Below are 11,926 nucleotides of genomic sequence, written 5' to 3' on the forward strand. Positions count from 1 at the left end.
CTATTCAAACGATGGGGGAGCGTCTTCGGGACTGCTTCCCCATTGCTTGTTTGGAGCAATGCCAAGTTCGAACTCCACCGCACCGCCGTGTTCGACAAAGCGCTCCGGAAGCCATGTCTTAGACACCGGCTTGCCATTCACCTTCACGCTCTGCACATAGGGTGCATTCGTGTCCGCATTCGAAGCCTTGATGACGATGTCTCCCGCAGTGCGGCGGATGTGAATGCTTCTGAAGAGCGGGCTGCCGAGCACGAGCTCTGCACGGCCCGGAATCTGCGGATACATTCCCATCGCCGACCACACGTACCAGGACGACATTTCGCCGAGATCGTCATTGCCGGGCATTCCCTTCGGCGAGTTCGTCCAGATGGTGTTGAGCACGCGGCGAACGGCCTCCTGCGTCTTCCACGGCTGACCGAGGAAGTCAAAGAGCCACGGCGTCTCAATCGATGGTTCGTTGTCCAACTCAGCGTGCAAGTCGCCAGACTTGGTGACGGCCAGGCTGCCGTCCTTGTTATAGAAGAAATCGTTCAGGCGCTGGCTGGCCTTTTCGTTACCTCCCATCATTTTGAAGAGGCCGTTTGAGTTGAATGGCACCATCCACAGATACTGCGCGGCGCTGCCTTCGACGAATCCGTCATCGGAGGATGGGTCGAACTTCGGCCAGGTGCCGTCGGCGTTGCGGTTCTGGATGTATCCGCCCTCCGGTGTCGCCTGCGGGTTGAAGATGTTCTTCCAGTACTGGGCGCGTTCAAGGAATTGCTTGTGCGTGGCTTCGTCATGCATCCGCCGCGCAAGCTCGGAGATGGCGAAGTCTGCGGTGGCGTCTTCGAGCGTGTCAGCCGCCGGACCCCATGCATTCGCATCCACCGGGATGTAGTGCAACTTCAGGTACTGATCGAGGGAGGGCCGTTGGCCCACGCATTCGACCGGGCAGCCTTCATTGCTGAGATCATGCGGAGTGGGAACGGTCGCCGCCTGCAGCAACGATTTGTATGCAGCCTTTGAATCGAAGTTCGTACCACCGAACGCGAGAATGTCAGCGATAGCAGGAGCCGCCGGATCGCCGTTCATCACGTGCGTTATGCCGGCATTGTGCGTCCAGCGATCCCACTCGCCGCCATTCTGGTCGGCCTGGTTCAGCAACGATTGCGCGAAGTCACCCGCTACGGTCGGCTCGATCAGCGCGAGTAATTGCAACTGTGACCGGTACACATCCCAGCCAGAGAAGGTAGCGTATTGCGCCTTCTGGCCGTCTCTGATCGCATGGACCTTTCCATCCATGCCTGCATAACGGCCGTCGGTATCGCTGTACAGGTTCTCGCCCATCAGGCTGTGGTAAAGCGCCGTGTAGAAGACAACCTGCTCGTCGTGCGTGCCACCTTCGACCTGAATGCGTCCGAGAATATCGTTCCATGCAGCCCGCGCATGGCTGCGCACTGCCTCGAAGCGCGTACCCTCCGGGTTCTCTGCGTGCAGATTAGCTTCGGCATTCTCAGCGCTTACATACGAGATACCAACGCGAACGCCCACGGTTGCGGACTTCGCGGTATCCAGAACAACCCAACCGCCCGAGCCTTTGCCGGAAGGGACGAATCCCTTGGTGCCATATGTTGTGCCGCCTGCTGCTTCGCTGGTGCCTGGGCGCACAGCCGAATCCTGCCAGGTACCTGTGCTGAGGATTGGAGCGTCGAAATGAGCCGTGAAGTAGAGCGTGTAATAGCTGCGGCGGTCAGCTGTCCCGAGATATCCGCAGAAGTTGCCGCTGGTCACCGAGCCGGAGACTGTCCGGTTCGCGGCGTCAATCTTGATATGGGCATCGGTGCTGCCGGTCTCGGAGTTGGCGGTTCGCACCAGCATCACCGCGGGCTTCCCTGCCGGATAGGTGAAGCGCCCGGAACCGGTACGGAGGGTTGAGGTCAGCTCGGTCGTGACGCCGTTGTCGAGCTTGACCTTGTAGTAGCCAGCCTGCGCCGTTTCGTTCTCGTGGGAGAAGGTGCTGCCGTAGATCTCGGAGAGCGCATCGTCCGCAGGCGATGAGCTGACTTCTCCAACCATGGGCATGAATGGGATATCGCCGCTGGCTCCAGCACAACCGGTGCCCATGAGGTGGGTGAGGGCGAATCCGTGAATGCGGTTGGATGAATATTCGTAGCCGCCCGGTGCTGCCGGACGTCCGCGATCGTCGTGCATGGAGCCGGGGATTCCCTGCTTCTGCTCGCGGGGGCGGTTGCGCGGCTCTTCGGGGCTCCATGCGACCATGCCCAGAGGCAAGGTTGCTCCGGGATAATCATTGCCGCCGTTCGTGGTGCCGATGATCGGATTCACAAGCGCCGCCGGGTCGGACACGGCAGAATCGCTCTGCGCCTGCATTGCCGGGAAACCTGCCAACGTTGCTACGAGTAACGGCACGCACACGAACCGCCTGCATTCAACCAACCTGACCATCATCACTCCGCAGTAAGTCTTTCCCGGAAGAACTGCCCGGTAATCTTTGCATTGTAGATGTTTACAGGAAGCGACGGGAGCTAGCGGTCGTGCACCCTCCACGAGACCATCTTCGATGGAGAGGCGCTGCCGTCGAGGCTCTGCGTGGAGAAGATGATTTCGAAGTGCGGCAGTGACCCGTTGGGCCTGCGAATGCTATCCAGGAACGATTCGAGCTCGCTGCTGTTGAAGAGAAAATCGCTTGCGGATTCCGTCCCCGCGACCGAGGTTCCTTCGATGATCAGCGCGCTTCCGTGCCCGCTCGGGTTGGCGAGAAAGGCCAGCACGCCGTATTCTGCCCTGCCGGTGATGAACTTCGATGGCTCTCCGGCTTTGGGATTCCGGTTCGCGAATCCGCGCTGGCCCACACGAAGGTTGTCTTCGAGCACGAAGTTCATGCCGCTCTCATAGGTTTCGATCCAGGGATTGGCATCCTCCGAGCCGGAAAAGATGACGTTCGCGTCTTTCAGTTCATTAATGTTGAGATCGCGCGCGTAACGGATGCTGTAGGAACCGGAGAGAGCTTCAGGCAGATGAGTCAGCCGGTCGAAAAGCTCAAGGTCGACAAACGAGGTGTAGCGGCGGCCGGCGAGGGACAAGGCCGTCTCCGGCTTCATGCCCTGGGCCTCCGCGGCGGCGCGGTGCAGGTCGTGCGTGGTGTACTCACCGAGCGTGGTGTTCTCGCCTGTGATGCCGTGCAGCAGGACGAGTCCGCTGTCCGCGGCGACCAGCAGTGTTGTGGAATGCGGCGGGAAAAGCTGCTTCCACAACTGGCGAGTGGCCGGCCCCTGAGGGTGAGATTCGGAGAAAACCCGCCAGCCGATGAAGCCAACGATACCCAGAAGGCAAAGCAGCAGGCCTGCGGCAAGATACATCCGCGGCAGGTTGCGCGGCTTCGCTGCCGGTTCGATCTCCACATCATTCTCTACAGGCGGAATGACGGCGGCCGCTTCGGCCACCTCCGCCAGCGGCTGGCCTACCTGGAAGCTGGGCACGTAGCGCCCGCGTGGGATCGAGATCTGCAGCTCTTCCTGGGCTCCCTCTTCGCGAAAGTAAGCTTCTAGCTTCTGGCGAAGACGCAGCATGTGCGACCGCACGATGGTGTCGTTCGCGGAGTCGAAGTCGCGGCCGCGCCCAAAGACATCCGTTGCAATGGTCAGCTCAGACAGGCGGCTTCCGTTGCCAATGAGGTGATGGTGACACAAATAAAGGAGCAGTTGGGCAAGCCGGGGAGAACGGGCAAACCCGGGAGACTCGGCAACGCGCTCGGCCAGGAGCCAGCGAGGATCATCCGTGCGTGCGTCGGAGGATTCCGTTGAGGTTGTCGAATTGGGAGCTGCAAGCGTCACTTCTGGCCAGAATCGATTAGACAGGCGGCGCTTTAAAGTTTGATGAACCGCTCGCTCAGTATACATCTCCAACACATTGATTCCGGGCAGGTTCCTGCAAGGTTCAAAATGTCAATTCACATCCGAAAACCGTGAATTGACTGCCTTCCACCTGGCCATACTGCTACGGCTTGTTCTGGGGAGACGCCGAAGGTATCAGCGACGCTCCTACAGGAGAAACCATGCGAACGGAAAAGGGCCGAACTCGTCGGCTCACTGCTTTGGCCAGAGGCATCGTGGCTGTACTGTCGCTTTTCATCACGGCGACGCTCGCTGCACAGGAATTCCGCGCCACCCTCACCGGCGTCGTCACCGACGAATCGGGCGCCGTCATGGCCAGGGCTGATGTCCTCGCCATCAACAATGCCACGCAGCAGCAATACAAAGCGGCGACGACAAAACAGGGTACTTACTACATCCCCTACGTCATTCCCGGCGAGTACACGGTCAAGGTCAGCGCGAACGGATTCGATACCCAGATCCAGGACAATGTGCTCCTGCAGGCCAGCGAATATCGCGGCCTGAACTTCACCATGCACGTCGGTTCCGTTTCCCAGAACGTTACCGTGTCCGACGCTCCGCCTCTGCTCAACACCGCCAGCGGCTCGGGGACGACGGTTCTCTCCGAGCAGGAGATCGAAAGCGCTCCGCTGCAGGGCCGCGAAATCTACTCCCTGCTCAGCACTACGCCCAGCACGCAGAACACCACGACGAATGTCGTCGGCACCACCCAGAACAGCTACAACGTGACGAATACATACGTTGTCGGCGGCGGCATGTCCGGTTACCAGCAGTTCAACCTGAACGGCACCAACATCACCGCACAGAGCACCGGCAGCGCCGGAGAGTGGCAGTTTGCTCCGAACGTGGACGCGCTGCAGGAAGTCAGCGTCATGACCAACACCTATGACGCCCGTTATGGACGCACCGGCAACGGCACCATCAACATGGTGGTCAAGAACGGCACCAACCAGTTCCACGGAGACCTGTACGAGTACATCGAAAATACCGTCTTCAACGCGAACAGCTTCACAAACAACGAAACCGGCATCAAGCGGCAGGCTACGCGCCTGAACCAGTTCGGCGGCACCATCGGCGGGCCGGTCATCAAGGACAAGGTCTTTTTCTTCGGCAGCTACGAGGGCTTCCGCCAGTCTTTGCCCGATACGACACTGACCAGCGTTCCGACGTTGGCCATGCGCCCGGCCAACGGCAACGGAGCAGACTTCTCCGGCACCGGCTACACGGTTTACGACCCTGAAACGACCGTCTGTACGGCGGCGGGAGGAAGCCTGGGCAATTGCGCCGGCGACGCCTATACGCGCACAGCCTTCACCAACAACGTCATTCCGGCTAACCGCATCAACCCAATTGGCTCGGCGGTTTTGAACCTTTACCCGATGCCGAACATCGCCACCACCAACGATCAGAACAATTACATCGCCAACACGCCGGCCCAGACCAACTGGGATCAGTACATGGCGCGTGTCGATTACAACACCTCGCAAAACATGCGTTGGTACTCGCTCTTCACCACCCAGCACGGCACCTTTAACGACAACAGCAACGGCTTTACTGGAGTAGCAGAGTACGGCACCATCGGAGCGTCTCACGACCAGTACACTGCCGCCCAGGATCTTACCTGGACCCTGTCTCCTACCACGCTGCTCGACGTCAAGGTCTCGTACGCCCGCTTTCTGAACAGTTCTCCCGACGGCAACTTCGCTGCTGCGCAGGCCCCAGGCACGATTGGCCTGACCATGCCTTCAATTCCCACCACATCCATGAAGGCCCTGCCGGAGTTTTCAACCACGCAATATTATCCGCACGTGGTTGGCAACATCCTTACCTCCGGCTCGTACAACGACATCGGTCTGAGCGTCGACCTGACCAAGGAACTCGGTCCGCATGCCATCCACATCGGTGGCGACTATCACCACTATGATCACGGAACGCCAGGACAGGCCGGAGCGGCAAATGGCCAATTCGAATTCGGCACCCTTTTCACCCAGAAGAATCCTACGGAATCTGCTCGTACGACTGATGGTTTCGATATTGCCGATATGCTTCTTGGAGATCCCGTAAGCAGCAACGTTGTGACAAACACTACCAGCCAGGTTCAGTGGAACCCACAGACCTTTACCTACTACCCGGCCTGGGATCTCTACCTCCAGGACGACTGGCGCGTCCGCAAGAACCTTACCCTGAACCTCGGCATCCGTTACGACGTGCAAGTTGGCGCCCGCGCTCGTGGCAACGCCATTAACCGCGGCATGTGCCTTACCTGTGTCAACTCGGTCAGCAGCAACTCCGGCTATCAGTCCAACCTGGCTGCCGATGCTTCCGCACTCACTGCTGCGGGCATCGACACCAGCAATCTTTCCTCGGTCTACGGCGGTATCCAGTTCGCCGGGGCTAATGGTCAGCCTAAAAACGCCTACGACACGCAGTGGAACAACGTCGCACCTCGCCTGGGCTTCGCATGGCAGCTCGATCCACTCACCGTCATCCGCGGCGGATACGGCATGATGTGGTCGTTCGGCCTCGAAAACGGTACCTATAGCGGTTACGACCAGACCACAACCTATGACGCGTCGAACGACGGCGGCCTTACCTCGTCGGGATATTTCGCTTCGGGCAATCCGTTTCCCAATGGCGCACAAGAGCCTGCCGGAGCTGCTGGCGGCGACCAGACCAGTATCGGGAACACCCAGTCGCTCGATTTCCCGCAGCGTAAAATTCCCTACTCGCACATGGCTTCGCTCGGTTTCCAGCGCGCACTGCCTGACCAGATGACCCTCGACGTTCGTTACGCGGGCGATTATTCCTACAACATTCGCACCAGCACGACGCTGAATGCAGTCTCCGCAACGCAGCTCCAGAAGGCGATTGCCAACCCCAACTACTTCAGCCAGCTGGTTCCGAACCCTTACTACGGTGTTCTGCCCGTGACTTCCACCATTGGCTCTTCGAAGACCATCAAGGCCCTCACGCTCATGCAGCCTTACTCCGAGTTCGGACAGGTCTCCTGGGACGCCGCGCCCATCGGCCGCAACCTCTACAGCGCTCTTGAGGTAAAGGTCGATAAGCGTATGGGGGGCCCTGAGCAGCTCGCCTTCCAGGCGGCTTACACCTGGTCGAAGAATATGCAGGGCAACAGCTTCACTAACAGCTATCCCTACCAGGACACGACCGTTCGCTACCAGATCGGGCCCAACGATCGAACCAACATCTTCTCGCTAACCTCTCAGCTGCATCTGCCCTTTGGCAGGGGCCAGCGCTTCGCCAACGATGCGAATCGCTGGGTGAACAGCGTTATCGGCGGATGGCAGTTCAGCTCCATCCTCTCAGCCGAGGGCGGTGTCCCAGCCGGCATCAATAACAGCTACTACTACAACTGCGATCACAGCTTCCGTCCCAACGGCGGCACTTCGCTGAAGAGCTATCTCTACAACGACTACAGCTCGAGCGCGGGCCTTGGCTGCTACGCAACCATTCCGACCTACGCCCTCAAGACCCTGGGTGCCCGCGTCTCCTCGGTACGCGCCCCAACCGAACCCAACCTCGACGCCACGCTGCAGAAGAGCTTCCCGCTGAAGTCAGGCTATGTCCTGACCTTCCGCGCCGACGCCTTCAACCTCACCAACTCGGTGCTCTTCCCCGCACCGGATTCCAACCCGTCTGACGGAGCTCCGAAGTACGACGAAACGACCGGAGGGTACACCGGTTACGGCACGGTATCGCTCGTGCAGCAGAACAACCCCAGAATTCTTCAGTTCGCACTCAAGCTGAAGTTCTAACCGTTCCCCCGAACACAGAAACGCCCGCCTTCACCGGCGGGCGTTTCTGTTGCGAGCAATTTATTTCGTAGCCGGTTCGACGGGATGGCCACGATGCCAGATGGACGCTATCTTCTGCGTGTCGAGGATGTTCTTCGACGGGTCGCCCTCAACCAGCAACAGGTCGGCATACTTGCCTGTCTCGATAGTCCCGGTTGTGGCTGCTATGCCGAGCAGTTGCGCGTCAACCTCGGTGGCGCAGTGGATGACTTGGAGCGGCGTAAGCCCGGCGGTGACCATCATCGCCAGCTCATTGTGTTCAGCCCAGCCGGGAACGCGGGTGGGCATGGCTCCGGAGTCGGTCCCGAAGCCGACCTTCAGCCCTGCATCTTCCGCGATCCTGAGATTGCGGACTGCCATGGCGAAGTCCTTGCGGTGCTGCGCTGTCTGCGGATCGTTCTTCACCTTCTGGCGATAAGCATCGCTGCCAAGCATGGCGATGAGGTCGGGATTCGCGGCATGCGTAAAGAACGGCTCCTGCAGCACCTCAGGATGGTCGACGAACCAGAAGAACGAGCTGTCGACGGTGAGTGTGGGCAGGTAGTACGTTCCGTGAGCCTTCATTGCGGCGATCAGCTCGTTGTCGATCGGGGCATCGCGGACGCTGTGGGCCAGCACATCGACGCCATCGGCTACGAGATGCTTCGCATCCGCGAGGGCAAAAACATGGGCGGCAACCTTTATATGGTGCTTGTGTGCTTCGTCGATTACCGCGCCATAGATCTCCGGGGTCATCTTGGGTTTGGTGCCATAACCATCATCGACCCAAACCTTTACAAAATCGGCATGACGACCAGCGGCCGCGCGCACATATTCCCGGGCTTCGCCGGCGGTCTTCGGCTGGTAAAGCTGATCGCCCTCGTGGGCGATGGGCGGCATACCATCCGGAACGCCGATGCCTCGGTCGGCAGTGAAGACCTCGGCCCCATCGACCTTGCCCGCGCGCTGTTCGGCACGAATGCCGTAGAGTAAGTCGCGGTTCAAGCCGAGCGAAAGCATGTGCAGCACGCCGTAACGTTCATACTGGCGCAGCTCATCCATCACATGGGGTTCGGTGTAGTAATCTCCGTCGTTCTTTGCACCATTGACCAGCGCAAGATGACCGTGTGCGTTGATGAGCGCGGGCATCAGGGTCTTCCCTGTTCCATCGACGACCTTGCCAGAAGGAGATTTGACCGCCGATGCCGGCTGGATCGACACAATCCTCCCTTGCGCGAAGGAGACGTCCCGGTCAGCAAGCGGGGCATGTCCGGTTCCATCGATGACGCGGACGTGCGTAATTGTCACCGTCGAGGTTACAGCCTGGCCGGAGACGGGCAGAGAGAAAGCCGCAAGCAGGGCGAAGCGGGAGAAAGACATGGAATCTCCTGATAATGATTGCAAAAGAGAAAAGCTGCCCGAGGGCAGCTTTTCTGCTTTTTTCAGTGATGAGCCTCTTACGAACGGGTGAAGGAGGCAATGGCGCTGGCCTCGTCGTCCTTCACGTCAAATACGGTGTACAGCTTGGTGATCTGAAGCAGATCGTGCACCTTCTTGGTCAGGTTGAGCAGCTTCAGCTCTCCGCCCTGGTTGCGGACCGTCGTATAAGCGCTCACAAGCTCGCCGATTCCCGAGCTGTCGATGTAGTTGACGTCAGCCAGGTTCAGCAGAATGTGCTTGGAACCCTTGGCCAGCAGATCCCGGATGGAATCGCGCAACTGCACACTGCCTTCGCCGAGGGTAATGCGCCCGCTGAGATCGAGAATAGTAACGCCATCCACCTGACGGGTGGAAACTTTCATGCTCACGAAATTCCTCCTTAGCTGCCTGTTTGCGCTGCTCCCAGATGTTTGATCAGAGTTAGCTCTGTTCCGGGATGCAATTGCTTGAAGTGTACCTCATCCATAAAAGACCGGATGAGGAAGATACCGCGGCCGGAGCCACGCAGAAGATTCTCCGGGGCAAGCGGGTCAGGAAGCGTTGACGGATCGAGTCCCTTGCCCTGGTCGGAGATACGGATCACCAGCGCTTCGCCGGTGTTTTCGAAGGAAGCCGTAATGCGCTTCTCCGGATCATAAGAGTTGCCGTGCAGCACGGCATTGACAGCGGCTTCGCGAACGGCCATGGAAATGCGGAATATCTCGTCTTCCTCAATGCCGGCTTTCTTGGCCATCTGCTCCGCGGTCTGTTCCACCTTGTTGACACTGTCCAAGGAGGACTCGAGCGTATAGGTGATGCGGCTTGCCTGCTGTCCGGTCAAATGCATTTCCTCGCGTTGTGCCATCCGGCTCCCTGGAGACCTCGCCGGGCCTTTGAGGCAGTTTGCTTGCTGGGCAAAGCATTGTCAAGCAAAGACATTGCCTTCGGCCGGGAAGACTGGCGTCGCGGACGCCAGTCGCGGGCGCAAGCCCGCTGCGAAGTCGGATTAATAGGACAGCGCGCAGGCCTTTGCGGGTTGCCCGCCGCGTCCCCGCAGCCTGTTAGACTGCATCGAAGACACCGGTTTTTATCATGCGGGATAATCTCGATCACCCTACATTGACGACCATGCTCGGCACTCCCGTGGTGGATGCCTCGGGAACACCACGGGGGCGCGTGCGCGACCTGGCCGTGGGCACCGGCGCCGACGCGGGAAAGGTTGCCGGCCTGGTCCTAAAGAGCCGCAACGGCATGGAACTGGTATCGGCCACCGAGGTCACCCGCACCCCGAGCGGCGCGCTGGAACTGCGGGCCAATGCCAGTGTGCGCACCTTGAACGAGCTCGACAACTTCATCCTGCTGCGGCAGGACCTGCTCGACCGCCAGATCATTGATGTTCACGGGCGCAAGGTCGTCCGGGTAAACGACGTCGACCTGGGCTGGTTTCAGACGAATGGGGTAGAAGACCTCCGCGTCTGTGAGGTCGAGGTGGGCGTTCGCGGTGCGATGCGCCGGCTCCTGGTGGGGCTCCTTCCGAAACAGACATTGATTTCTTTCGCCCGAAGGCTACCCGCGCGCGTGATTCCCTGGGAATTTGTCGACATGATCGAGATCGATCCGGCGCGGCGCGTGAAGCTGAATATCGAGCATGAACGGCTCGCCCAGCTGCACCCATCCGACATCGCCGACATTCTCGAAGATCTGCCGCCTGCCGAGCGCGAGGCCGTCTTGACCACCCTGGACGAGGAGGTCGCCGCCGAAGCACTCGAAGAGGTCGATCCACGGTTGCAGAAGTCAATGCTTGAGGGACTCGATTCCGAGACAGCCGCAGGCATCGTTGAGGAGATGGACCCATCCGCGGCAGCCGACCTGCTGGCCGAACTTCCCGAGGAGCGGTCCGAGGCAATTCTCGAAGAAATGGCCCCCGAAGACCGCCAGGAGGTCGAAGAGCTGCTGGAGTTCCGCGAGGATTCGGCTGCCGGCCGCATGACGACCTCGTATGTCTCGGTGACGGTTGGCGCAACGGTGGCCGACGGCATCCAGGCTCTGAAAGATTTCGACGGGGATATTGAAACCGTGACAGAGATCTATTTAACCGACGAAGGCGACGTGCTGAGGGGTGTGATTCCCCTTTCAAGGCTGGTGCTGGCCTTACCGGCAACCAGGCTGAACGTGCTGACCGAACGCCGCATTATTTCCTGCCCGGCGGACGCACATCAGAACCATGTCGCCGACCTCTTCGACCGCTATAACCTGCGAGCGTTGCCGGTGCTCGATACCAGGGAGCGGCTGGTCGGGGTCATTGAGGCGGATCACGTGATTGCGTTTCTGCGAGGGAGGCATTAAAGGGCAGGATTTAGGAAATAGGAATTAGGGATTAGCACTGACGTAACGCAATCTGACTTGCTGAAGCGCAGAAAAACCGCAATGTGCTTTTAGACTGCACGCATGATCGAGTCTTATCGCGACCTTATCGTCTGGCAGAAAGCGATTCAGTTGTGCCTGGCAATTTATCGATTCACTGCTAAGTTTCCCCAGAACGAAACGTATGGCCTCGTGACTCAGCTCCGCCGCGCTGGCGTGTCCATTCCAAGCAATATTGCAGAAGGCTATGGAAGAAGTTCGACCGGCGAGTATAAACACTTCCTCGGCATCGCCCGTGGTTCCAACTTTGAGATTCAAACGCAACTTGTGATCGCACATGAGCTGAACCTCGGCTCTCAACAAGATCGAGCGGCAACAGAAGCGCTATCAACGGAAGTAGGTAAGATGTTGGTAGCGATCATGAAGCGGATCTGACCTCTAATCCCTGTT

General features: G+C 59.2%; 8 protein-coding genes. 3 read left to right on the forward strand and 5 right to left on the reverse strand.

What is annotated here, in order from left to right:
- Window positions 1-2,412 carry a GH92 family glycosyl hydrolase gene (locus tag LJD29_RS20715; protein WP_446743479.1) on the reverse strand — a complete coding sequence of 804 codons (2,412 nt, stop codon included), beginning with the start codon at window positions 2,410-2,412 and terminating at the stop codon, window positions 1-3.
- A 116-nt stretch (window positions 2,413-2,528) separates the two neighbouring features.
- Window positions 2,529-3,836 carry a hypothetical protein gene (locus LJD29_RS20720; protein WP_446743480.1) on the reverse strand — a complete coding sequence of 436 codons (1,308 nt, stop codon included), beginning with the start codon at window positions 3,834-3,836 and terminating at the stop codon, window positions 2,529-2,531.
- Between the two features lie 221 nt (window positions 3,837-4,057).
- Here LJD29_RS20720 and LJD29_RS20725 point away from each other — a divergent pair, with 221 nt between their 5' ends.
- The gene (locus LJD29_RS20725) at window positions 4,058-7,675 is read left to right on the forward strand and encodes an outer membrane beta-barrel protein (protein WP_446743481.1); all 3,618 of its coding nucleotides are present in this window, start codon (window positions 4,058-4,060) and stop codon (window positions 7,673-7,675) included.
- A 60-nt stretch (window positions 7,676-7,735) separates the two neighbouring features.
- On the opposite strand, the gene LJD29_RS20730 is transcribed toward LJD29_RS20725, so the two are convergent.
- From LJD29_RS20730 to LJD29_RS20740, 3 genes are all read right to left on the reverse strand, one after another.
- Window positions 7,736-9,073 (reverse strand): amidohydrolase family protein, encoded by a 1,338-nt coding sequence (locus LJD29_RS20730; RefSeq protein ID WP_446743482.1) that lies wholly within the window; start codon window positions 9,071-9,073, stop codon window positions 7,736-7,738.
- A gap of 77 nt (window positions 9,074-9,150) precedes the next feature.
- On the reverse strand, window positions 9,151-9,501 hold the full coding sequence (locus LJD29_RS20735; RefSeq protein WP_446743483.1) for an STAS domain-containing protein: 351 nt from the start codon (window positions 9,499-9,501) through the stop codon (window positions 9,151-9,153).
- Between the two features lie 11 nt (window positions 9,502-9,512).
- On the reverse strand, window positions 9,513-9,977 hold the full coding sequence (locus LJD29_RS20740) for an ATP-binding protein (protein ID WP_446743484.1): 465 nt from the start codon (window positions 9,975-9,977) through the stop codon (window positions 9,513-9,515).
- Between the two features lie 227 nt (window positions 9,978-10,204).
- Between LJD29_RS20740 and LJD29_RS20745 the strand changes: the two genes are divergently transcribed.
- Complete coding sequence (locus tag LJD29_RS20745; protein WP_446743485.1) at window positions 10,205-11,458, forward strand: magnesium transporter MgtE N-terminal domain-containing protein; 1,254 nt, start codon at window positions 10,205-10,207, stop codon at window positions 11,456-11,458.
- 102 nt (window positions 11,459-11,560) lie between these two features.
- The gene (locus LJD29_RS20750; RefSeq protein WP_446743486.1) at window positions 11,561-11,911 is read left to right on the forward strand and encodes a four helix bundle protein; all 351 of its coding nucleotides are present in this window, start codon (window positions 11,561-11,563) and stop codon (window positions 11,909-11,911) included.
- Window positions 11,912-11,926 lie beyond the last annotated feature (15 nt).

The organism is Silvibacterium acidisoli, assembly GCA_022870745.1.
GTDB lineage: Bacteria > Acidobacteriota > Terriglobia > Terriglobales > Acidobacteriaceae > Silvibacterium.